Origin of the sequence: Vibrio sp. M260112, from assembly GCF_036533775.1 — a bacterium.
Taxonomy (GTDB): domain Bacteria; phylum Pseudomonadota; class Gammaproteobacteria; order Enterobacterales; family Vibrionaceae; genus Vibrio.
Map to the genome: position 1 here is coordinate 15,213 of NZ_JATABH010000037.1, position 21,519 is coordinate 36,731.

Sequence of the window (21,519 nt, forward strand, 5' to 3'; positions counted from 1 at the left end):
ACGCTAACTACTTGCTAAGTTGTGGCTCTGATTCGCCAGCGTGTTGCGGTTCCAACTGAATCGTTTGGGTTGGAAAGGCGATATCCGCTCCGTTTTGTTGGATGATATCGTAAATTTGCAGCAATACATCTTGCTTTACTTCGTGGTAGCGAATCCAGTTGACTGTTTTGGTGAAGGTGTAGACCAATAAAGTCAGAGATGACGGCGCAAAACCATTGAAGTTGACGATCAACGTCTGCTTAGTATCGATATCGGGATGCTTCTGTAACATCGATTTGATGTCAGCGACGATCTGTTCAACCTTCGCCCCATCTTTATAGCGGATGCCGATGTTCTCATTAATGCGTCGATTGAGCATACGTGATGGGTTCTCAACCACGATATTGCTGAATACAGAATTAGGGACATAAATCGGACGTTTATCAAAGGTACGAATGATGGTCATTCGCCAGCCAATTCTCTCTACCGTTCCTTCGATTTGACGGTCGGGAGAGCGGATCCAGTCGCCAACTTTAAACGGACGATCGAAGTAAATCATCATTCCACCGAAGAAGTTGGAGAGCAAATCTTTTGCTGCCAAACCGACGATCAGGCCACCCACACCACCGAACGTTAACAGACCCGACAGACTGAGGCCAAACGCCTGCATCACGGTTAATGCGCCTATGACGATAAAGAATAGGCGTGACACCTTGGCAACGGCTTGAACGGTGGTTTCGTCGCGCGTTTTTTTGCTGAGTACATACTCTTCGATATTGTTGATCAGACGCACAGTGATCCAAACAAAGATCGCGATGACCAAAATGAGCTTCAAGGTACTTAGCCAATTGAGTTTCGACCCCATGTAATCTTCGAGCACAAATCCTAAGGAAATGGTCGCAGGCCAGCACCAAATCAACGTGCTTATGGGTGTTTTGAGGGCGTGAAGAGTGAGGTCATCCCAATGAAACCGAGTCTTGTTGACCAAAATTTCTAGTCGACTGTAGACAATGCGCCAAGCAATCCATGCGATGAAGCTGCCGATGGTAATAAGTAATACATTGGTGTCCCAGCTTTGCAGCAGAGTCGCCAGTGGTTGTGGCAAATATGTGATTAACTCGTTCATTTTTGACTCAATATCTTTCTGTTGTGGCATAAGTATAAGGGTTTGCCTATACCCAAACTAGTGACATTATGCTCAGAGGTCTATGAATATAAACATGAAAGTTAAAACGATGTCAGAATATCTGATTCAATTTGATAAGCGAACTCGTCAGGAGCACACTGTCAAATCTAGTCATTACGCGAATAAGGTAAACCATGAAATCAGGTGATAAACAATATGCAGTGATTGGCTTAGGTCGATTTGGCCTATCTGTTTGTCAAGAACTGCAACAATCCGGCGCCGAGGTTTTGGCTATTGATATCGATGAAGATCGAGTTAGGGCCGTTGCGGGTTTTGTCAGTCAAGCTTTAGTGGCGAACTGTGCGATAGAAGAGACGGTTGCCGAGCTAAGATTGAGCGACTACGACATGGTGATGATCGCAATTGGTTCTGATGTAAATGCCAGTATTTTAACGACTCTCGTAGTCAAAGAGGCTGGGGTAAAAACTGTCTGGGTAAAAGCCAATGATAAAAACCATGCGAAGATACTAAGCAAAATAGGTGCAGACCACGTCATTATGCCGGAACGTGATATGGGGATTCGTGTTGCTCGAAAAATGCTTGATAAACGAGTGCTTGAATTTCAAGAGTTGGGCTCCGATCTTGCCATGACCGAAATTGTGGTTGGCTCACGCTTGTTAGGGAAGACGCTAGGGGATCTTGCTTTATGTAAGGAGCAAGGTGTTGAAGTTCTAGGCTTTAAACGTGGACCGAATATCACCAAGGCACCGGATCTCGATCGAACTTTGGAGATTGGTGACCTGATCATTATCGTTGGTCCTAGTGAAACCTTATCGAGAAAGCTGAGTTCATTATGAGTCCGTTCAGTCGAAGGGATCTGTTTTACGCATTAGACCCCGAGAAAAAACAGAGTAAAGGCTCAGAGCCGAGAGTTATTCTGATCAGTTTTTTAAGTGTGTTGATACCCTCTGCGGTGCTGCTCACTCTCCCCGTTTTCTCGGTGAGTGGGCTTTCAATCACGGATGCACTATTTACTGCGACCTCCGCCATTAGTGTGACCGGGCTAGGCGTCGTCGATACGGCTGAGCACTTTACCCATTCAGGTAAAGTTTTGTTAATGCTGTTGATGCAGATAGGTGGCTTAGGCCAGATGACCCTTTCTGCGGTACTACTTTATATGTTTGGAGTGAGGCTGACCTTAAAGCAACAAGCGTTAGCTAAAGATGCATTGGGGCAAGACCGACAAGTTAACCTGAGACTGCTGGTGAAGCGGATCATCATTTTTGCCTGTATTGCCGAATCGATTGGGTTTGCGTTGCTAGCATTTCGTTGGGTGCCTCAACTGGGTTGGGGAGAAGGACTGTTCTATGCGATGTTCCACGCCATCTCGGCGTTCAACAATGCTGGCTTTGCTTTGTTCTCAGATAGCCTAATGAGTTTTGTTGATGACCCTTGGATAATCTTTACGCTTTCAGCGCTATTCATTCTTGGCGGTTTAGGGTTTACGGTGATTGGTGACGTATCTAGCAATTGGAGAGGTGGCTTTCGCACCTTGCAACTGCATACCAAGATAATGCTAGTCGCAACGCCTGCATTACTCTTGGTTGGTACCGTGCTGTTTTGGCTGCTGGAAAAATCGAATCCAGCAACCATGGCGGATTTGACGCCATCAGGTCAATGGCTCGCAGCGTTTTTTCAGTCAGCGAGTTCTCGAACAGCAGGTTTTAACAGTGTCGATTTGGCACACTTTACTCAGCCCGCTTTGCTCATCATGATTATTCTGATGTTGATTGGTGCGGGATCTACTTCTACTGGCGGTGGGATAAAAGTGTCAACGTTTGCAGTGGCGTTCGTGGCGACTTGGGCTTTCCTTCGTCAGAAGAAGCACGTGGTCATGTTTAAGCGTACCGTTGGCTGGCCTGTGGTGACTAAGTCTTTGGCGATTATAGTCGTGAGTGGTGCGATTTTAACCATAGCGATGTTTTTGTTGATGATTACCGAGCAGGCGAGTTTTGACAAAGTCATGTTTGAAACCATCTCGGCGTTTGCAACGGTGGGGCTTACAGCAGGTCTAACGGCTGAATTATCAGAGCCGGGGAAATACATCATAATCGTTGTGATGATAATCGGTCGAATTGGGCCGTTAACGTTGGCCTATATGCTGGCACGCCCTGAACCGACGTTGGTCAAGCATCCCGAGGGTATGGTGTTAACTGGTTAAAAGATTACTTCTCGCTAAAGTGGTCTGAAAGGGCGGAACGGCGATTCTTCGCTGAACCGCCTCCATCCATATCAATGGTGTTCTCATATCCCTCTTTCACGAAACGCTGAGTAGGGCTGTTTGGCTGGAGACGCCTCAGCTGTGGTGAGTTAAACGTGCCCGCAACTTGATAGACAGAGGTTCCTCCCCCCGTACTGACTGTTATCCGCTTGCCATCAAAGTCAAATTGGGTCGCGATAAGTCGGTCATTTCTAAAGACCCCTTGAGCATTTAACGTCAGAACTTCTGTCTGATAAGGTGGCGCTCCTACTTCAATCCATTGCCCGTAGACATGCTTCGGGTGAACATAGTCTTGGTAACTAAAGTAAAGCAGACTCGAGAATCCTAGAGCGAGTAATACAAAAATAGTTGCAGCGACGGTTTTTATGGCAGAACTCTTGATCATAACAGCGGATAGTCGCCTTAGGTATTGATTGAAAACAGCACGTGAGCTTGTAAAGGATAGAGCGTAGCATAATTTTGCATTGTTAATCTTTGAACCTCTGCCCAAAAAGCAATGTACGAATTTTCTGCATATTACTTACAGTCTAGCCCAACGGTGGATAACCACGGAATTAAGTGAGTTAAGTTTGTTTGTACGCCATTACTAGAGATTTGTTTTACCTATGGTTTATTTGTCGATAATTAAACGTACTCTTTGACCATATGTTAGTGAGGGAGTCCACCGTTATTACTCTCTTCAATCGGTATAGTGGTTGCTGAAATAGGACAATTCATATAAAACAAGGTTTTGCTTCTATGACGGAATATCGATGGAGAATGAAATGATCAAAGCAAACAGCTATTTTGAAGGACAAGTACAGTCACTAGGTTTTTCTCAACAAGACGGAGAGTCGAGCGTTGGGGTAATGGCTCCTGGAGAGTACACCTTTGGTACTGCTGCGGCAGAGCGCATGACAGTTGTGAAGGGTGCGCTTACCGTTAAAAAAGCGGGTGAAGACGAGTGGGTGACTTATGAGGCGGGTTCATCATTCCATGTCGAAAGTGACTCTTCATTTGACCTGAAAGTTTCTGTCTCAACGGCTTATCTATGTGAGTACTTAGGCTAGTTTTTGTTTGCCTGAGGTTATTAGCACAATGACTTCAGGCCCATTCATTTTGACAATCAAATTGACCCTCGCACTTGATTGCCTTCTTCTCTCTCATCCAATCTTATTTAAATTAATATCTTACCTGGCTTTGCTCGTCTGGTATAAAACTTGCAAAACATTTATAGCGCTTGTTAAGCCAAGTTTTACGTATAATTAATCGGAAATCTCGAATATAACCTCAGTTATTAGCAATTTTATTAATGTAACTATTGGCTATAATTAAACAAGAATAAGCTTGAGAGGGGGTGCTTATGGCTGTTGTACCAAAACACACTGACTCCCATAGTCGTTACGATCCAAGTAAGGAATTGACGGCCGACCAATTGCATCGCTTTGGCAAGGTTGCTCACAAAGCGCAAAAGCGTCGTGAGGAGGAAGTCGAAAGAGGAACGATTGCTGCTAATGCGAGAGCTGCTCGCGAAGCCGCATTTAGACCTATTGTGACACCAAAACGAGATAAACCTAATACGATCCGCTATGCGGCTTGGTTGATCGTGGTCATGGCGATATCGTTGTGGCTTATGTACATGACCGGTTAAACTTTTTTATTGGTGTTACCTTAGACAAGTCACTGGCGTGTTCGCCATTGTTTTGAAAGTCATTGTCATAGCCACGATAAAATCGGTATTGGTTTTTGCCTTTATGTTTGGCGGCGTACATCGCTTTATCGGCACAACGAGTGAGTTCGGGAAGGTTAGTTGCATCCTGAGGATAGAGCGCCACTCCTGCGCTGACGGTGAGTTCATTAATGCGTTCCGATGCTTGATAGCTGTCAGAGAACACCTGACATATCCTCTTAAGAATACCCTCCAAATCCTTTATTGAGTTTACATCGTAGAGCAGCAGAACAAACTCGTCGCCCGCAAAACGAGCAATGGAATAATCATGTCTGTCGGTTTGACGATCTTTGTTACGGATGTTGTTTTTGAGCCGATTCGCGAGATGTTGTAAGACTCGGTCGCCAACGTCATGTCCGTAGGTGTCGTTAATCGCTTTAAAGTTGTCGATATCGAGAAACACCATTGCCGTCACCTTGTTGCTGTTCTTTTGTTCTTCTAGTTTGCCTGCGGCCCAACTTTCAAAGCTCCATCGATTAGCAAGTCCAGTGAGTTGATCCAAATAAGCGAGATCTTCAATCCCTTCTTTATAGAGATCTTGCACATATTTCATCACTTTAGAGTAATAGAAAGCTGTGACATTGCAGAGTACACAGAGCGCAAGCAAGCTCACTACAAAGCGTCCCTGAAAAGCATCGGTAGTGTAAGGGGAAGCCTGTGCGAAAAGTACCGCGAGAGCAGCAACAACACACAAACCTGAGCTTAAAATCGCGCCAGTTTTGAAGTTGTTGGCGAAAATAAGCACCGCAACTATAGGATAAAGCCATAGAATCCGATCTGGCATATGTTCACCATAAATCAGTAGTAAAGTGGCTTGAAACAATAATATCCCACTCAAAACCACGTCACAGTGGTTGTGGCGTAGGTACTTGAATAAGTAGTAGAGATTAACTATCAATACAGTGGCTGAGAAAAAATTCACCGAGGCAAAGAAGTAGTCTTGAGTGGTGAGCCTTAACGCACCATAGCTAAGCAAGACCACAATGGCAATAATCGAACAGAGTAGCACAAGCTTGCTCTTGCGCGTTGCTCTGATATCCGCCATTTCAGCTATCTTTCGCCCAGCAAATTGTGGCATATAGTCATTATCCTTTACACATAACCCCTCAAGCAAAGTCTAGAAGAAAAAACAAAGTCTGAACGAGCCATGAAATTCGCAAAAATAAGAGTAATCAGTAATTTATATGCCATTCGGTGCTTATTGGTTGTGAGGTGTATTAGTTGTACTGAGTTTTGACGCATATGTAAGCGACTGTATTCATGCGTAAATTATTTATGGCGGTAGATTATTGACGGATTACAGCGAGATTGAATTTTTTGCAATTGTTATGGAATCGCCGATACTTATAATAAATAAATCTATCACTTTTGGAGGTTTTCGTGCGTCATGTCTCGCCTCTGCGCAGGAAGAAAACCAGCCCAAAGAGAAGGGCTGGCGGATTTAAAGTTGTTATTGCGGGATAAGTCCATACGGGAGGGATGTGAAAACGCTAGGTTGGCCCTTCACTGTTGGAGCCTCATTGACCTTCTGCCAATCAAGCAACATGATCGCTAGGACGTTCCGATGTTCCCCGTATGTGATATCGAAATCTCCAGTGACTGAAGGAATCATCCCTTTCTCACTATCTATCGCTTTTTGGATAGCGTAGCGAGTTTTTTCTACGACCGGATCATCTTCGAGTCCGGCGAGTAGAAACGTGATACCGACTTCCGCGATGACGTCTTCTTTCGCTCGAATGAGAATGGTATCGATGTTTTGGCGGAAATAGTCATAAATCCACTGATGCTGCTTTTCACTTACCAAATGTTGATAGTATTCAGAGTCGCCAAAAATAATATGGGTCATACCATAGAGTTTGTTTCCGTACTGCTGGTTGGACAGTTTTTTGTCTTCTACCTCTGGATAGGCTTGCTTAAATGCGGTTGTAAAACTATCGACGACATCTTGCTCACCTAGCTGCCTTAGCCAGTAGACCTGATTGGCTAGCTGTGCGGCCCAAGCCTTAATCATCTCTTGGTCTGTCGCATACTTGCTAAAGTCATAGCGGCGGATAATGGAACGAAGCATATCGTCTTGTTTGTGTTTTAGACCATACTCGTTGGCGCGTGCCATCGAACCCAGTAAATCAACACCAAGGTAGAGATATTCAGGCATGTGTTTTGTGACGTTATAACGCCTCATGCTTCTTTCATCCGTCTCATCAGTGTAGCCAGAAAGGCGCTTTTCAGAGTAAAGTAAGATTTGTTCTGGGGTATGAACTTCTGCTGCGAAACGATTAAGTCGACTTGCGACACGAGCCATATCACTCCAAACCGCGGCCGAATATTTGTCATCGAGCGTTTGACGGTACATCCTTAAGCCGTAGTGTCCTTCTTTAAAGGCTGGGAGGGTATAGAGCTGACTTTCATACGTATTGCGAATAAGATCTGCGGATGCTTCAAAGCTCGCTGTGTTTGCCGATGCGGTCGGTGTATGTATGAGGATTGCGCTAAGGCACAAGCCAATCAGCTTTTTATGCATGGTATAACCTATAAAAAAGGTGTTAGGGTATGGTGGCATAGTACTAGTCATTCCTTCCTTAAATGTAAGCTCAGGGTCAGATAAAAGTAAGGTTTGATTGCTTACATGCTTGCTACATAAACGTTGTTTTTTTATTCGCCGATGGTTGGGTGTCTATCCCAAAGCGATCTATATAAGCATTGGTACCACTGATTTTTTTGATGATGCGCAAGAATTGGTGGGGTGATAATAATATATTTGTCGATTGTCGATGAAATTTCGACCAATTTAATGTACGTTTTATATAACTAATATTAATAATAATTAACACTAGCACGTATGGATACGTCAATGAGTTGAGATTGAGTTTGCTCTGGTGTCTGTGATAGTTGTGGGGGATGGATGGCCTATCATGTGGGCAGGCAGCATTATATTAATGCGCTGTTTTTGATGACCTTTGTATTTTTTGTTGGGCTGGTTGAGTCACTTGACCGAAGTCAGAAAACGTTTTTGCGTGATAGTTTGCTGTCCCGTGCTAAGGAAGAGTTATCCATTGTTCGGTCGGAGCTTGAAGCCGCGATTGTCTCAGATATCTATGTTGCTAATGGGTTATCCGCTCTGGTTGCATCCAATCCAGAATTTGATTTTTCAGGATGGGATCTTATCGCATCGAGCATTATACGTAAGAGCCACCATGTTCAATTGCTAGGGCTAGCGCCGAATGATGTCGTTAAATTCGTTTATCCGTTGGAAGGAAACGAAGCGGTTTTAGGATTGAATTATCAATCCATTCCCAGTCAATGGCGTTCCGTAAAAAAAGCCCAGCAAATCCAAGACGTCTTTATCTCTGGCCCCGTCAATTTGGTACAGGGTGGTAAAGCTCTGATCGCACGTGTACCGATTTTTTCCGATCCTCCTTACAACACTGACTACTGGGGTGTGTGCAGTATGGTGATTTCTTTGGACTCACTCTTTTCTGAAGCAGGTGTTGCCTCGTTTGAGCATCGTTACAATCTAGCGATGCGTGGTGCCGATAGCTCAGGATCGGAAGGTGAGGTGTTTTACGGTTTTCAAACGACGTTTGATCAAGCATTCGCCTCAGAGTCTGTGTATTTTCCATACGGTAGCTGGCAGATCGCTGCATCGACGAAAAGTGACTTGCTAAGTGGAGCTAAGTGGTACCGAGTACACGTGGTTAGACTGCTTGGCTATCCGATGATAATTATGCTTATCTTGGCCTTTATTGCTACCTATCGGCTTTATATAGCGGCGAATGATCGTGCCCTGCGTGATGAACTGACACAGCTACCCAATCGTCGCTACTTTATGTATACCTTTGCTGAGCATTTTAACGCGGTGAAAAAGAACGGGGGCGGTGACTCTTTTGCCATTCTTAATATCGATTTAGATAAGTTCAAAGCGATTAACGATACGTTTGGCCATGCGGCAGGGGACAAGGTACTTGTTGCAACTGCCGAGAGGCTGAAAAGCGTGCTCAGAACCTCAGACATTGTTGCTCGTATGGGCGGCGACGAGTTTCTGGTGTTGCTGCCGAGAGTCGCAAGCACAGAGGATATTGACGTAATCAATATCGAGCTGCAAAAAGCCGTCTGCCATACGCCTGTTATCTATGAACAGCACTTAATTAATCTACGAGTGAGTGTTGGATATGCTATCTATGACCCTGAATTTGAAGACATAGAAGAGATGTTTAAACTCGCGGATTCTAGGATGTACGAAGAAAAACGCAGGCAGATATAAAGAGTTCTCACAAAAAGAGATTATACCGCTGCAATGCTGGTAAACCCATGCTATAGAAATAGTAAAGGAGCATTACAGGTATATGAGTATGAAGGACTTGTCTCAGTGGTTAAATGAGTATGGTGAAAGCCATCAGAATCCGATCAACCAAAAAATTCATAAGGTTGCGGTTCCCGGTATTTTTCTTTCTGTTGTTGGATTGATTTGGTCTATTCCACCCATTCAACTATTTGGTATGACACTTAACTGGGTGTGGCTTGCTGCATTGCCTGTCATGGTGTTTTATTTCAGGTTATCGTTAAGTGTATTCATAATGATGCTCGGTTTTACCCTAGCTTGTATTTCGTTGATTTGGTCATTAGAAGTGTTACAGCTCTCGGTGTTGTTTGTCTCTTTAGTGCTGTTTGCGGTTTTGTGGCTTTTTCAATTTATCGGCCATAAGATCGAGGGTAAGAAACCCTCATTCTTCGAAGACGTTCAGTTTTTGCTTATCGGCCCGGTGTGGGTGTTTAGAAAACACTGAGATCTGATCGATATCCCTATCTATTCACTTGCCCATTACATGTGGGCAAGTTCACATTTATTCTTTTCATTATTCATTTATCCTCATTGTTGTTAACAATTGTGACCATAGTCATGGTAAACGGTTGCTTGTTACCGGTAACATTGGCAAAGGTTACCGGTAACATAAGAATTACATCCGGTAGTAAACCAAAAGTCATATAGGCTTACCTGGACAACTGAAACAAATAAAGGATACCCCTCATTATGAAAGCAATGACGAAAACTCTGCTTGCCACTGCCATTACCGGTCTATTCTCTGTCTCTGCATTCGCGGCAGATTTTAACCTTAAGATTCAGTCGTCAGATCCTTCTGGTGACCTGAACTACAAGGTTCAACAGAATTGGGCGGAACGTGTAGAAAAAATGTCTAACGGCCGTATTGAAATTGATTTGCTGCCAGTAGGTTCAGTGGTGAAGCACACTGAGACTTTAGGTGCTATCAAAATGGGTATCCTTGATGGCCAAGTGACTGCGACTGGCTATTTTTCTGGTAAAGATCCAGCATTTGGTCTGATTGGTAACATGGTTGGTGCGTGGTCTGATACGACTCAGTTGCTTCAATACATGAACTACGGTGGTGGTAACGAGCTAATGACAGAGCTTTACGCTCCGTATGGTGTTAAGTTTGTTGGTGCATCGACCACAGGCGTAGAATCTTTTATCTCTAAGAAGCCAATTGATGGTGTTGATGATCTGAAAGGTCTCAAGCTACGTGCTCCGGAAGGACTTGTGCAGCAGGTTTTTGCCGCAGCAGGCGCGACTCCGGTAAACCTACCTGGGTCGGAAGTATTTACCGGACTAAGCAAGGGCGTTATTGATGCCGCGGACTACACGGTATTTTCAACGAACCAGAAAGCGGGTATGAATGATATCGCAACGCATCCTGTTCAACCTGGCTTCCACTCATTGCCACTGATTGATATCTCTATCTCACAAAAGAAATGGGACAAGATGCCAGCGGATCTACAAACCATCTTACAAACATCAGTGCGTGATTTCTCTTACGACATGACAACGCAACTGAAAATGGCAGACCAGATTGCGGTTAAAGAAGCGCAGGCAAATCCAAATATTACGATCCACAACTGGTCTGACGAAGAGCGTAAGAAATTCCGTGAGATCGCTAAGACTCAATGGAAAGTATTTGCTGAACGTTCACCGAATGCACAGAAGGTATATGACTCAGTGACGTCTTTCTTAGAGTCAAATGGCCTACTGTAATCATCAGCTTTAAAGCTAACCTTCCTGTTTAGCTTCTCTCTGGAGGGCTTACGCCCTCCAATTTTTTGGAACATTTGTTATGACTGATAAAACGCCGCATACACCACCTCAAGCGGAAGAGCAGCCGCGAAATATACTCGATCGCGCCATTATAAAAATCAGTAATCTGCTCAGTTGGTTCTTTATCGCCACCGTTCTGATCTCCTTCTATGAAGTGGTCATGCGCTATGCGTTTGATGCTCCGACTACTTGGGTTCACGAAACCGCCTCTTTTATCGGTGGGTCACTCTTTATCGTTGGTGGTATTTATGCCTTTGCTGCTAACAAACATGTACGAGTCGTATTGATCTATGATGCGGTGTCATCGCGTACGCGAAAATACCTCAATATTGTCCATCATGTTGTTGGGTTAGCGTTTGCAGGAATGCTTGCCTACGCGGCATATTCACTAGCCAATGAAGCCTGGTTTACTCCATGGGGCGAACTGCGGCTAGAAACATCGGGTTCTGTCTTGAACGCCCCTTATCCCGCGTTACTTAAAGGCATCATCTTTGTTGTCTTATGTATTCTTGTTGTCCAGTTTGTATTGCACCTGATCCAAGAAATCATGGGGCTAAGGAACAATGATAATGTTTGATTTATCTTCGATAGGCATTGCTTGGGGCAGTGCTCTAATGCTGGCAATGATGATTGGCTTACTGCTGACAGGAATGCAGTTGGCTTTTGTTACTGGCTTTGTTGCCATCTTTTTCACTCTGTTTTGGTTTGGTCCTGACGCCTTGCCTCTGATTGCAAGCCGTACGTACAGTTTCGCATCTGGATATGTATTTCTTGCAGTGCCGATGTTCGTATTGATGGCTGCACTACTGGATCGATCAGGTATTGCAAAAGATCTGTTTGATGCAATGAAATCGGTGGGTCGCAAGGTCAGGGGTGGTGTCGCCGTACAGACGCTTATGGTTGCGGTACTTTTGGCATCGATGTCTGGTGTGATTGGTGGTGAAACCGTGTTACTGGGCATCCTAGCTTTACCTCAAATGCTGCGTCTAGGTTATGACCGTAAATTAGCCATAGGAACGACTTGTGCTGGTGGCGCCCTTGGTACCATGCTTCCGCCTAGCATTGTATTGATTATCTACGGTATGACAGCAAGCGTGTCGATTGGCGACCTGTTTAAAGCTTCGTTTCTTCCTGCGTTTATTCTCGCTGGTTGCTACATCGCATATGTACTCATTCGTTGTAAGATCAATCCTGCTTTAGCGCCTATCCCAAGCGATAGTGATGAAACAGAGGAACCACAGGTCAGCTACTTCAAAGCGTTGTTCTTCCCGTTACTGTCGGTAGCCGTAGTATTGGGTAGTATCTACACGGGTGTCGCTTCGGTTACAGAAGCTTCGGCTCTGGGCGTCGTTGGTATCATGATCTCAGCGATTATCCGTGGTGAAATGAATTACACCATGTTGAAGGAAAGCGCGATTGCGACGATGAGAACCTGCGGGATGATCATGTGGATAGGCATTGGTGCCAGCGCACTTGTCGGTATCTACAACCTGATGGGCGGCATCAACTTTGTTGAAGAAGTGATTCTAAGCCTAAGTGGTGGTAGCGCAATTGGTACGCTTCTGATCATGATGGTGATTCTGCTCGTACTCGGCATGTTCCTTGACTGGGTTGGCGTAGCGTTGCTGACAATGCCTATTTTTGTGCCGATTATTACCGGTTTAGGTTTTGATCCAGTTTGGTTTGGTGTGGTGTTCTGTCTCAACATGCAGGTTTCATTTTTGTCACCACCGTTTGGTCCCGCGGCGTTTTATCTAAAATCTGTTGCGCCTAAAGACATTAGTCTTGGTGAAATATTCAGTTCGCTATTGCCATTTATCGGCCTTCAGATCTTGGTGTTAGGACTTGTGATTGTCTTCCCTGAATTAGCGATGTGGTGGAAATAGCCACTAAACGGTATAGAAATTTAGAACTTCACAGCCTTCGGTAAGTTAAGAAGGCTAAGGCTAGTATTGTCCGATGAAAGCAAAAAAAATCTTAGTAATGGGCGTGTCGGGTTGCGGCAAAAGCCTGATTGGCAGCGAGTTAGCCAAATCGTTACAGTTACCTTTTTACGATGGCGATGATTTTCATCCTCAGGCTAACGTGGAAAAAATGCGTCAGGGTATTCCCCTTGATGATGAAGACCGTATCGGCTGGCTTCACACTCTGAATAAACTGTACCGCGACAATGAATGTGCCGTTGTGGCTTGCTCCGCGTTAAAACCAGAGTATCGCGATATTTTACGTAGTGAGAACTCATCACTTGTGATTGTCTATCTGAAAGGAGACTTTGACACCATATGGGCTCGCCACAAAAATCGCGCTAACCACTACTTCAATGGTGAGGCCATGTTGCGCAGCCAGTTTGATACTTTGGTTGAGCCGACTAATGATGAAGCGCTGCATATCGATATTTCTCAATCAGTAGAGCAAGTCGTACAACAAGCATTAAACGCAATTGAGGCGAAAACGGTATGAGCAACGCAAATATCGCAATGATCGGATTAGGAGTGATGGGCAAAAGCCTTGCCTTAAACCTTATCGACCATGGTTTTTCAGTGGTTGGATTTGATATCGATCCGACAAATCAAGCTAGGGCAAAAAGTGAAGCAGAGCGATTGTCACAGCAACCCAAAAAGGGTCGTTATTTGGCCGCTATGGACTTAGGTGAGCTACTGGCCAATCTCGCATCCCCTCGCGTTATTGCACTGTCTGTTCCAGCCGGTTCCATCGTCGATTCGGTGATTGTGGATTTGTTAAACGCAGGATTAAGCCGCGAAGATATTGTTGTCGATACAGGCAACAGCTTATGGACGGACAGCGAACGTCGTGAGGTTGAGTATCAAGGTAAGCTACGCTTTTTCAGTACCGCAGTGTCTGGCGGTGAGATTGGCGCCAGATTTGGTCCCTCATTAATGGCGAGTGGGGACGAGGAAGCATGGTTGCAAATCGAACTGATGTGGCAAGCGATAGCAGCGAAAGTGGATAGCAATGGCATCCCTGTGGGTCAATTTGAAGCTGGAGAGCCTTGCGCGGCTTATCTTGGCCGAGCGGGCGCGGGTCATTATGTGAAAATGGTTCACAATGGCATTGAATATGCGGATATGCAGTTAATCTGCGAAGCGTACCACTTTATGTCTAGTGTGCTGTCCATGTCCGCGCAACAGATTGGTCAAGTCTTTGCCCAGTGGAATCAAGGCGTTCTTAATAGCTACCTGATGGAAATCAGTGCGGACATACTGCAAACTCTTGACCCCGTCACCGGAAAGCCTTTTGTTGAAATTGTCTTAGATAAGGCGGGCCAGAAAGGGACGGGTTTATGGACGGCGGTCAACTCTCTTCAACAAGGTGCGCCAGCACCTACGATCGCGCAAGCCGTTTTCGCCCGAGCTCAAAGCAGCCAGAAATCGATGCGTACGACGGCGGCAAATTGTTTAAGTACGGATATTGAGCCTCTCGTGGGGCTAGAACAGCAACAGACCATCAGTGAATTGCATGATGCTGTATATTGCGCCAAGCTGACCGTTTACGCGCAAGGGTTTGATTTGCTAAAAGTGACCTCCGATAGGGAAGGGTGGCAGCTCGACTTTGCCAATATCGCCAAAATCTGGCGTGCAGGATGTATCATTCGAGCTGTCTTTCTGCAACAAATCACGCAGGCTTATAGGGCTACACCTGATTTGGACAACCTTCTTTTCGCGGAGCACTTTGCCACTGAGCTTAAATCCCGTTCTTATGGTTGGAGATCAAGCATTGCTAAGTCGGCGATGACGGGTGTCCCGATGGCGGGGATAAGTTCTGCATTAAGTTATTTTGATGCTTTACGTTGCGATGTTCTACCGGCCAATTTACTCCAGGCACAACGCGACTATTTTGGAGCGCACAGTTACTCGCGTATAGATGAAGATGAGGCGGCGAAGTACCATTTGAACTGGCATTTAGAGCCAAGAAATCAAGTTAGGGTATGAAATAAGAGCGTTCACCAAATTGTGAACGCTTTTTTGTTACCTGTAACAATAAAATAATATCCGATGAAAGGTACTATGTTACCAGTAACACAAACAGGAAGATGCATAGAAACTCAGTTATGGCTAATAAGAAGAAAAGACCGACCTTACAAGATATCGCAGATCGAGTAGGGGTAACTAAAATGACAGTCAGCCGCTGTCTACGCGACCCATCACAGGTTTCCGAAGCTATAAAAGATAAAATAAATCAGGCGGTTGAAGAGCTGGGCTATATTCCCAATCGAGCACCGGACATTCTTTCAAACGCTAAGTCCAATGCCATCGGTGTGTTGGTTCCATCTTTAACGAACCAAGTCTTTGCCGAAGTGATAAGAGGTATTGAGTCGGTAACAACTCCTGCTGGTTATCAGACCATGATTGCTCACTATGGATATAGCACGGATATAGAAGAGCGAAGCATCGAATCTCTGCTGTCATACAACGTTGACGCCATTATTTTGTCTGAAAATGTGCATACCGAGAAAGCACGAAAGATGCTGCAAACGGCCTCTATCCCAATCATTGAAATCATGGACAGCTATTCTCCACGTATTGAACAGGCGGTTGGATTTGATAACGCTCAGGCATCCAAATCAATGACAGAAGCGATTCTGGCCAAAGGTAGGAAGCACATCGCCTATTTTGCTGCTCGTATGGATGAGCGTACGCGTTTGAAAATGGATGGCTATCATCAGGCAATGTCTGAGGCGGGCTTGGAAACCGTTAGCTTGCAGACGGAAGATGCATCCTCTTTTACTCTGGGGGCGAAGCTTCTTGGAGAGTTGGTAGAGCAGTACCCACAAGTCGATGGGATTGTCTGTACGAATGATGATTTAGCGATTGGTGCACTATACGAATGTCAGAGGCGCGGTATTCTCGTTCCACAACAGATGGCGATTGCGGGTTTCCACGGTCATGATATCAGTCAAGCGATGATACCTAAGCTCGCGACAGTGATAACGCCACGTGAACAAATCGGTCATGTCGCTGCGACGCAAATCATTGAGAGATTGAAAGGCAAAGAACAATGGCAGGAGAGCATTGATCTTGGTTACCGGATAGAACTTGGTGAAAGCATATAGTTGCAAAATGCAAATGTTAGCTTTTGCATTTTGCTTATAATTGCATCTTGAAAATCTATTATGCGCTTAGTTTTTATGAATTAGGTTATGAATTAAGCAAAAACAAGCAAATATTGGCTTAGTGAAAGTTGGCACGCATTCTGCTTCGTGTAGTTTGACCCTTCTTAAGCCGAGGGTCACCTAGCCAACTGACGTTGTTAGTGAACCTATCTTGTTCACACTTATATATAGCCAATCACCCATATTGTGATTGGCTTTTTTCTATTTGAGCGCCGTAAATCGAAATTATTCAGCCTCTTGGCACCCACTGTAGCAACTCGGTTTTCTAGGGCACACTGCGCCTCTTGAACAGATCACTCGCGCGTCCGACTCAATACCTCTTTCGATCCAGTTAATATTGAGAATCTTTGCGATAGTCGTAAATTCCTTTCGTATATGGCGTGGTATCGCAGCGCTTCCCCCGTTTCCGACACATAGAGCTTTAAGCTCTTCGGCAATCTCAAGTGAGTTTCCTCCCTGCGCATCAATCGCAGGATTGAGATCGATACCGGCACAAAGCACGCGGTTGTTGCCTGCGGGATCGGTCATATTTACCGACTCACAACAGTAAATTCTTGGCTCGTCACCGACATTCAGAATTGAGATCTGAGCAGAGCTTCCCTGTTGTGGTTCTGATAATTTCCTAAACACCGCCCAGTGCTGACATGGATCGTTAACTTTGCGCATGTTCCCCCAAGGAAGAGGGATCCCGTTGCCTCGGTAGACTGCTTTAAGCTTATTTTGACCATAGGCATCAAAATAGTGCCAGTGAGGGTAAGGAGAAACGACGGTCATTCGTCTCATCGCAACGGAAGGGGAAACGCCCGCTTTTAAGTGTACGTCGATTTCGTACCCGCTGCGGTCCAGTAACTGCCTAAATGGAACCTTAGGGCACAGTAGTGCGCCGGCGAAGAAGCTTGACTCAAAGTCTCGCCAAGCTTGCAAAATGTCCTGTGAGTTAAGTTCAGACGTCGTACTTGATTGGTTGCTCTCTTCCCAACTATTGGCATGGCCAACAGAGAGTACGCTCTTGAGTCCCTCTTTGCTGTGTAAAACACAGTGCCCAATATAAACGGCGAGGTCGTACTTAAGGCGAGTAGGGTACAGCTTTAAAATTTCATTGAGGAAGATGGTACCTGGTGGTTCAAAGAACGAGGTAACCACTTGTTTAGCGCTGACACCCAGCTCGTCAACGACGTCTTGTGGTGGTCGTGAAATCCAGCGGATAGTCAACCCAAGGCTACGAGCGATATCCATGAGATCTTCGGCAGAGAGGTTAAGTCGTTTCAGGCCCACTTCCTCTGCTGCTCTTTCAAGATCAGGGAAATGGTTCTGATTGCTCTCTTGGTGTGCTCGAATCAGTAAATGCGCAAACTGGCGGCCAGTAATACCAGTTTGTGAAAGCATCTCAGGGATAGCTATCTGTAAAATATCGTTTGAAAACAGGAAGCTTGGCTCGAGTGCCATACCACTGATCCCGCCTCGGTTTCCTTTGTCTGGTGTGATATCCGCTTGTTCGGGTTCATCGTCAAGAAACCAAGTCGGATCTTTTTGAAAAACTTCGGCGATCACTTCCAACATATCGATACTAGGGACCCGTTTTCCACGTTCGATCATCGATAAGTAAGAAACCGATGGCGCATACTCGGGATTAACCCTTATGCAACGAGCAGAGAGATCTTCCATAGTTAAGTGGTTGCGTTTCCTAAGATTTCTTATCTTAGTACCTAGAAAATGGGACTGGCGGATCAGGCTTTTTGACACTGGCATTTTGTAAAATTCACACTGTAAAATTTTTGTTGTGAAATTGTAGTAAAAAATTCACTAGTATAGAAAGTAAGCAAAGTCACAAATTCACATATAGACAGAATGGGATTTGAAATATTTGCGCAAGGACAAATAAGTTGTGAAATATCCGCGAGGGGAACACTATGAACATGCTGACAATCGATAAGACTGAAATCCAAGAACAAAATATGCCATTTATCGCTGAAGCAGTCTTCGCGGTAGAGACGATAGACGCTAGCCAAGCAATGGAAAAACAACAAAACGCTAAGCAGTTGCTTGACCGTTTGTTCCCACTAGAGAACGGTTCACATAAAGACGTAACAGCTTACGTAATCGACTACCGTCACGCAATGGCGTACTTCAAAGACGGCAGCCACAGCGGTCTAAAACACTCTAAGCACTTTGTGGCTTACACTGGTGAAAAAGAAGACCCAGCATCAATCCTGTTTAGAGATGGCACAGGTAGCCACGTGGAAGTAACTTTTGGCAATCATAAAGGCACAGGTTGCGTAGAGCTTATCGATATTGAAGATATCCAGCTTGAGACTTGCACCATGTTTCCTACGGCTATGACTGAGATTGCAGCTATGCGCCACTGGATCAGCGTGGTTAAAGGCGACGAAAAAGGTAAACCTAGCGCATGTACTGAGCAGAAAGAGTACACAGCAAAAAATGGTGACGATTACCAACTAGAGCGTTGCTACACAATGACTCGATAACCACAAGCATTACAACGAAAAAAGGATACCTTTCGGTATCCTTTTTTCGTGTTTATTTTGGCGTTAAAAATGAAGTTGTATAACGGATGTTACAACCGCACCTGCGCGACGAACACCTTCAATCTCAACTTTAATTTCACGCTCGATTTCTAACCCTTTACGGATAGGCGTTACTTTAGACAACGTACTAACCGCACGTACGCGGTTATCCGATTTCACAGGGTATGGGAAACGAACCTGATTAAGACCGATGTTGACGACCATCTTAGCCGTTGGGAACAAGTTGTTCTCTGGATCAACACTATCAGTCAACTTAGGCAATAAGGCCAGAGTAAGGAAACCGTGCGCAATTGTAGTCTTGAACGGTGACTCTGTAGCAGCACGCTCTGGATCGGTATGGATCCACTGCATATCTTCGGTCACTTGACCAAACTGGTTAATTCTCTCTTGCGAGATATCCAGCCAGTCGCCAGTATGAATAACTTCACCAATCTTAGACTGTAACTCAAGGTACACTTTTTGAGCTTCGGGCTTTAACTCGATTGTTTGTGGAGTCTGAGTAGTTGGCGTTTCTAGCGGATGGCGTAACTCGTCGTTAACTGCGGGAATGTGAAAATCACGCAGACGAGTAAACAGGTGGCGGTTATGAGCCTTATTAACAATTTCACCCCAGTATTCGCGTACAGTAGGAGACATCCACTGCATAAACTCAGAATGCTGCTTAGAAATTGATTCACCACGATGTTTAAATAAGTCAGCGACTTTCATAAAAACCTCAGAAATAGATCATGTTACTCGGTTAATTCCGTAATTTTGAAACAGTTCACACTATTGTGCAACGACTTTTGGGCGTACAGTTGTTGTCTTAAAGTGGTATTTTTTATTAAAAACATGAACTTATAAATAAAACACTATTTTATTGCAAAACTAACAATAGAGCTTTTATCCCATCGATTCCGCCCTTTTGGCTGGCTTTCTGTTGGATACGCCTTCAAAAACTGTTTAGTTTCTCAGCAGTTAAACCATAGTGAGTGAATTAATACTTTACAAGTAGCAGGGCTATACATAATATACGCCACGCAATGGAGAGATGGCTGAGTGGTTGAAAGCACCGGTCTTGAAAACCGGCATACGTTAATAGCGTATCTAGGGTTCAAATCCCTATCTCTCCGCCACTTATTCTTAGAAAAAGCCTTTGATTATCAAAGGCTTTTTTCGTATCTGAAGCATAGAAAAGTCACCTAACACAGATAGGTGATACATATGTATTTGATAAAACTGGCTTCTGGCGTGTACTACACGTGTATTGCCACCCCTGTTTTTCTACAAAACTCACATGACTATCCAAAGGAAGTTCGTTGGTTATGCGCGTGCTATTGGGTTGCTGTTTTTAGTTGCAGTAAATCCCATTTGTTCCCATAAAGATCTTGGAATACAACAACTGTGCCATATTCTTCAACGCGTGGCTCTTCATTAAAAACCACTCCATTTGCCTTCATTAGCTCGTAGTCTCGCCAGAAATCATTAGTGTGTAGGAACAAGAACACACGACCGCCCGTTTGATTTCCTACTGCTTGCGTTTGTGCTGGTGTACTCGCTTGAGCTAAAAGCAAGTTCGTGCCATTGGAATTTGGAGGAGAAACTTGAACCCAGCGTTTACCATTACCTAAGTCAGTATCTTCAACCAGTGTGAATTGAAGCTTCTGAGTATAGAACTCAATAGCATCGTCGTAATTTTCGACGACTAGAGCGATGTTTCCGATTTGCTGCTGAACAGTTTTAGACATGCTGATTTCCGCTATTTCAAAACGTTGATTGTAATCTTTTTAAGACTTTTCGAGAAAGCAAATCACTCCGAGAACGCTCCGAGCAAAGTAAAGTAACAAGGACACGCCATAAAGGATGAGGACACACGCCATAAAGGATGCATCATCTGAGGATGAAAGAGGATAATTTGCCGTCTAATAAGAGTTTAAATGCGCCAGAGTTTAAATGCGCCTGTCCTTTTAGTTTTTTCGGGTCTGTTGGGTCTGACAGTGCAGGGACAGCGTCTGATGGACATGAACCAAAAAGGTAAGGGATAAAAATTTAGATTCCTTCGTTCTACTGGTTAAAATGGCTCCACGTTATATCTTGGACGCTGATTTTGTCGTGAAGTCCAGTATGAACCCCAAGAAGCATACATGGAGAGTGGGTGGGTTCAGAAAAAATGCAATGCACATGGTCTCCGAACGCCATTTTTAGACCAAAGGCAACGCCACCTGGCCCTCCACCGACACCACAAGGTAGATAAACAAACAAAGGATGTTGCTCGTCGACGACAAGGGCTTAAAGGACAGGCACTATTAAAAGATACTGATGCTCCATGCATAATCTATCGGTGAAATCGGTATTAATTTGTCCGATAGGGGGAGAGGGGTGCGTTCTGTCTGTCACGGTTTTGCGTGAATGAGTCTATTGAGGCTTTTTTGAGTATCGAGTGGCTCACCAGTAACATTTTTTGGTTTGGTGTGGGTTTCTTAGTAGAGATTTAATGGTTGGCTAATCGCTTAGCTATCCAACCGAAGTAAATTGATTCGCTTTCGATTCATCAGCTGTTTGGCAATCATCGCGCTTTGGGTACAACCTACTGCGGTGCAGCGTAGCCGCTCCAACTGAGTACAAGTCTCAAGCCAGTTTACTTGATTGAACTTAAGTCTTTG

General features: G+C 44.7%; 20 protein-coding genes, 1 tRNA gene and 1 pseudogene. 14 read left to right on the top strand and 8 right to left on the bottom strand.

The genetic code is table 11. The features are described 5' to 3' along the window. Nucleotides 1-7: 7 nt before the first annotated feature. Nucleotides 8-1,105 (bottom strand): mechanosensitive ion channel family protein, encoded by a 1,098-nt coding sequence (locus QTN95_RS14785; RefSeq protein ID WP_331417982.1) that lies wholly within the window; start codon nucleotides 1,103-1,105, stop codon nucleotides 8-10. A 194-nt stretch (nucleotides 1,106-1,299) separates the two neighbouring features. Between QTN95_RS14785 and QTN95_RS14790 the strand changes: the two genes are divergently transcribed. Together QTN95_RS14790 and QTN95_RS14795 are read left to right on the top strand one after the other, a co-directional pair. Further along, on the top strand, nucleotides 1,300-1,962 hold the full coding sequence (locus QTN95_RS14790; RefSeq protein ID WP_138972707.1) for a potassium channel family protein: 663 nt from the start codon (nucleotides 1,300-1,302) through the stop codon (nucleotides 1,960-1,962). Then, nucleotides 1,959-3,326: a TrkH family potassium uptake protein gene (locus QTN95_RS14795; protein ID WP_331417983.1), complete on the top strand. Its 1,368-nt coding sequence runs from the start codon at nucleotides 1,959-1,961 to the stop codon at nucleotides 3,324-3,326. The genes QTN95_RS14790 and QTN95_RS14795 overlap by 4 nt, the downstream gene beginning before the upstream one ends. A gap of 4 nt (nucleotides 3,327-3,330) precedes the next feature. On the opposite strand, the gene QTN95_RS14800 is transcribed toward QTN95_RS14795, so the two are convergent. Further along, nucleotides 3,331-3,771: a DUF2850 domain-containing protein gene (locus QTN95_RS14800; protein WP_331417984.1), complete on the bottom strand. Its 441-nt coding sequence runs from the start codon at nucleotides 3,769-3,771 to the stop codon at nucleotides 3,331-3,333. 379 nt (nucleotides 3,772-4,150) lie between these two features. Here QTN95_RS14800 and ppnP point away from each other — a divergent pair, with 379 nt between their 5' ends. Together ppnP and QTN95_RS14810 are read left to right on the top strand one after the other, a co-directional pair. After that, on the top strand, nucleotides 4,151-4,435 hold the full coding sequence (gene ppnP, locus QTN95_RS14805; protein ID WP_138972710.1) for a pyrimidine/purine nucleoside phosphorylase: 285 nt from the start codon (nucleotides 4,151-4,153) through the stop codon (nucleotides 4,433-4,435). A gap of 293 nt (nucleotides 4,436-4,728) precedes the next feature. After that, nucleotides 4,729-5,016 (top strand): hypothetical protein, encoded by a 288-nt coding sequence (locus QTN95_RS14810; protein WP_331417985.1) that lies wholly within the window; start codon nucleotides 4,729-4,731, stop codon nucleotides 5,014-5,016. Here QTN95_RS14810 and QTN95_RS14815 read toward each other — a convergent pair. Both QTN95_RS14815 and QTN95_RS14820 read right to left on the bottom strand, forming a co-directional pair. Then, a complete protein-coding gene (locus QTN95_RS14815) occupies nucleotides 4,997-6,172 on the bottom strand; it encodes a GGDEF domain-containing protein (RefSeq protein WP_331417986.1) in 1,176 nt (391 codons plus the stop codon). The two genes, QTN95_RS14810 and QTN95_RS14815, sit on opposite strands and share 20 nt — an antisense overlap. A gap of 372 nt (nucleotides 6,173-6,544) precedes the next feature. After that, complete coding sequence (locus QTN95_RS14820) at nucleotides 6,545-7,615, bottom strand: DUF3541 domain-containing protein (protein WP_331417998.1); 1,071 nt, start codon at nucleotides 7,613-7,615, stop codon at nucleotides 6,545-6,547. A 381-nt stretch (nucleotides 7,616-7,996) separates the two neighbouring features. On the opposite strand from QTN95_RS14820, the gene QTN95_RS14825 reads away from it, so the two are divergent. The 8 genes from QTN95_RS14825 to gntR all read left to right on the top strand — a co-directional run bounded on the left by QTN95_RS14825 (nucleotide 7,997) and on the right by gntR (nucleotide 16,271). After that, complete coding sequence (locus QTN95_RS14825) at nucleotides 7,997-9,355, top strand: diguanylate cyclase (RefSeq protein ID WP_331417988.1); 1,359 nt, start codon at nucleotides 7,997-7,999, stop codon at nucleotides 9,353-9,355. Nucleotides 9,356-9,443: 88 nt separating this feature from the next. After that, entirely contained in the window at nucleotides 9,444-9,878 is a 435-nt protein-coding gene (locus QTN95_RS14830; protein ID WP_331417999.1) for an Mpo1 family 2-hydroxy fatty acid dioxygenase, read from the top strand. 245 nt (nucleotides 9,879-10,123) lie between these two features. Beyond that, nucleotides 10,124-11,140 carry a TRAP transporter substrate-binding protein gene (locus tag QTN95_RS14835; RefSeq protein ID WP_331417989.1) on the top strand — a complete coding sequence of 339 codons (1,017 nt, stop codon included), beginning with the start codon at nucleotides 10,124-10,126 and terminating at the stop codon, nucleotides 11,138-11,140. Between the two features lie 79 nt (nucleotides 11,141-11,219). Further along, a complete protein-coding gene (locus QTN95_RS14840) occupies nucleotides 11,220-11,777 on the top strand; it encodes a TRAP transporter small permease subunit (protein WP_331417990.1) in 558 nt (185 codons plus the stop codon). Continuing rightward, nucleotides 11,770-13,086 carry a TRAP transporter large permease gene (locus QTN95_RS14845; RefSeq protein ID WP_269375751.1) on the top strand — a complete coding sequence of 439 codons (1,317 nt, stop codon included), beginning with the start codon at nucleotides 11,770-11,772 and terminating at the stop codon, nucleotides 13,084-13,086. Before QTN95_RS14840 ends, QTN95_RS14845 begins: the two co-directional genes overlap by 8 nt. Nucleotides 13,087-13,159: 73 nt before the next feature. Further along, nucleotides 13,160-13,660, top strand: coding sequence for a gluconokinase (locus QTN95_RS14850; RefSeq protein WP_331417991.1), 501 nt, complete (start codon nucleotides 13,160-13,162; stop codon nucleotides 13,658-13,660). Next, nucleotides 13,657-15,150, top strand: a complete 1,494-nt coding sequence (gene gndA, locus QTN95_RS14855) for an NADP-dependent phosphogluconate dehydrogenase (RefSeq protein ID WP_331417992.1) — start codon at nucleotides 13,657-13,659, stop codon at nucleotides 15,148-15,150. Before QTN95_RS14850 ends, gndA begins: the two co-directional genes overlap by 4 nt. Before the next feature lie 119 nt (nucleotides 15,151-15,269). Continuing rightward, complete coding sequence (gntR, locus tag QTN95_RS14860; protein ID WP_331417993.1) at nucleotides 15,270-16,271, top strand: gluconate operon transcriptional repressor GntR; 1,002 nt, start codon at nucleotides 15,270-15,272, stop codon at nucleotides 16,269-16,271. 285 nt (nucleotides 16,272-16,556) lie between these two features. Here the strand turns inward: gntR and QTN95_RS14865 are convergent, their stop codons facing one another. After that, on the bottom strand, nucleotides 16,557-18,080 hold the full coding sequence (locus QTN95_RS14865) for a DUF3612 domain-containing protein (protein WP_138972715.1): 1,524 nt from the start codon (nucleotides 18,078-18,080) through the stop codon (nucleotides 16,557-16,559). Between the two features lie 161 nt (nucleotides 18,081-18,241). Here QTN95_RS14865 and QTN95_RS14870 point away from each other — a divergent pair, with 161 nt between their 5' ends. After that, nucleotides 18,242-18,817, top strand: a complete 576-nt coding sequence (locus tag QTN95_RS14870; RefSeq protein WP_331417994.1) for a hypothetical protein — start codon at nucleotides 18,242-18,244, stop codon at nucleotides 18,815-18,817. Nucleotides 18,818-18,880: 63 nt separating this feature from the next. Here the strand turns inward: QTN95_RS14870 and QTN95_RS14875 are convergent, their stop codons facing one another. Continuing rightward, nucleotides 18,881-19,585, bottom strand: coding sequence for a MaoC family dehydratase (locus tag QTN95_RS14875; RefSeq protein WP_331417995.1), 705 nt, complete (start codon nucleotides 19,583-19,585; stop codon nucleotides 18,881-18,883). Between the two features lie 316 nt (nucleotides 19,586-19,901). Here QTN95_RS14875 and QTN95_RS14880 point away from each other — a divergent pair. Further along, nucleotides 19,902-19,992 (top strand) — tRNA-Ser (locus QTN95_RS14880). Between the two features lie 198 nt (nucleotides 19,993-20,190). Here QTN95_RS14880 and QTN95_RS14885 read toward each other — a convergent pair. Both QTN95_RS14885 and QTN95_RS14890 read right to left on the bottom strand, forming a co-directional pair. After that, on the bottom strand, nucleotides 20,191-20,604 hold the full coding sequence (locus tag QTN95_RS14885) for a VOC family protein (protein ID WP_331417996.1): 414 nt from the start codon (nucleotides 20,602-20,604) through the stop codon (nucleotides 20,191-20,193). 340 nt (nucleotides 20,605-20,944) lie between these two features. Next, nucleotides 20,945-21,142: pseudogene (locus QTN95_RS14890) on the bottom strand (D-serine ammonia-lyase); the annotation flags it as partial. Between the last annotated feature and the right edge of the window lie 377 nt (nucleotides 21,143-21,519).

Bases quoted from the DNA above. Each gene is read 5' to 3' on its own strand.
- QTN95_RS14785 (WP_331417982.1), bottom strand. From the start codon at position 1,105: ATGAACGAGTTAATCACATATTTGCCACAACCACTGGCGACTCTGCTG.
- QTN95_RS14790 (WP_138972707.1), top strand. From the start codon at position 1,300: ATGAAATCAGGTGATAAACAATATGCAGTGATTGGCTTAGGTCGATTT.
- QTN95_RS14795 (WP_331417983.1), top strand. From the start codon at position 1,959: ATGAGTCCGTTCAGTCGAAGGGATCTGTTTTACGCATTAGACCCCGAG.
- QTN95_RS14800 (WP_331417984.1), bottom strand. From the start codon at position 3,771: ATGATCAAGAGTTCTGCCATAAAAACCGTCGCTGCAACTATTTTTGTA.
- ppnP (WP_138972710.1), top strand. From the start codon at position 4,151: ATGATCAAAGCAAACAGCTATTTTGAAGGACAAGTACAGTCACTAGGT.
- QTN95_RS14810 (WP_331417985.1), top strand. From the start codon at position 4,729: ATGGCTGTTGTACCAAAACACACTGACTCCCATAGTCGTTACGATCCA.
- QTN95_RS14815 (WP_331417986.1), bottom strand. From the start codon at position 6,172: ATGCCACAATTTGCTGGGCGAAAGATAGCTGAAATGGCGGATATCAGA.
- QTN95_RS14820 (WP_331417998.1), bottom strand. From the start codon at position 7,615: ATGCATAAAAAGCTGATTGGCTTGTGCCTTAGCGCAATCCTCATACAT.
- QTN95_RS14825 (WP_331417988.1), top strand. From the start codon at position 7,997: ATGGCCTATCATGTGGGCAGGCAGCATTATATTAATGCGCTGTTTTTG.
- QTN95_RS14830 (WP_331417999.1), top strand. From the start codon at position 9,444: ATGAAGGACTTGTCTCAGTGGTTAAATGAGTATGGTGAAAGCCATCAG.
- QTN95_RS14835 (WP_331417989.1), top strand. From the start codon at position 10,124: ATGAAAGCAATGACGAAAACTCTGCTTGCCACTGCCATTACCGGTCTA.
- QTN95_RS14840 (WP_331417990.1), top strand. From the start codon at position 11,220: ATGACTGATAAAACGCCGCATACACCACCTCAAGCGGAAGAGCAGCCG.
- QTN95_RS14845 (WP_269375751.1), top strand. From the start codon at position 11,770: ATGTTTGATTTATCTTCGATAGGCATTGCTTGGGGCAGTGCTCTAATG.
- QTN95_RS14850 (WP_331417991.1), top strand. From the start codon at position 13,160: ATGAAAGCAAAAAAAATCTTAGTAATGGGCGTGTCGGGTTGCGGCAAA.
- gndA (WP_331417992.1), top strand. From the start codon at position 13,657: ATGAGCAACGCAAATATCGCAATGATCGGATTAGGAGTGATGGGCAAA.
- gntR (WP_331417993.1), top strand. From the start codon at position 15,270: ATGGCTAATAAGAAGAAAAGACCGACCTTACAAGATATCGCAGATCGA.
- QTN95_RS14865 (WP_138972715.1), bottom strand. From the start codon at position 18,080: ATGCCAGTGTCAAAAAGCCTGATCCGCCAGTCCCATTTTCTAGGTACT.
- QTN95_RS14870 (WP_331417994.1), top strand. From the start codon at position 18,242: ATGAACATGCTGACAATCGATAAGACTGAAATCCAAGAACAAAATATG.
- QTN95_RS14875 (WP_331417995.1), bottom strand. From the start codon at position 19,585: ATGAAAGTCGCTGACTTATTTAAACATCGTGGTGAATCAATTTCTAAG.
- QTN95_RS14885 (WP_331417996.1), bottom strand. From the start codon at position 20,604: ATGTCTAAAACTGTTCAGCAGCAAATCGGAAACATCGCTCTAGTCGTC.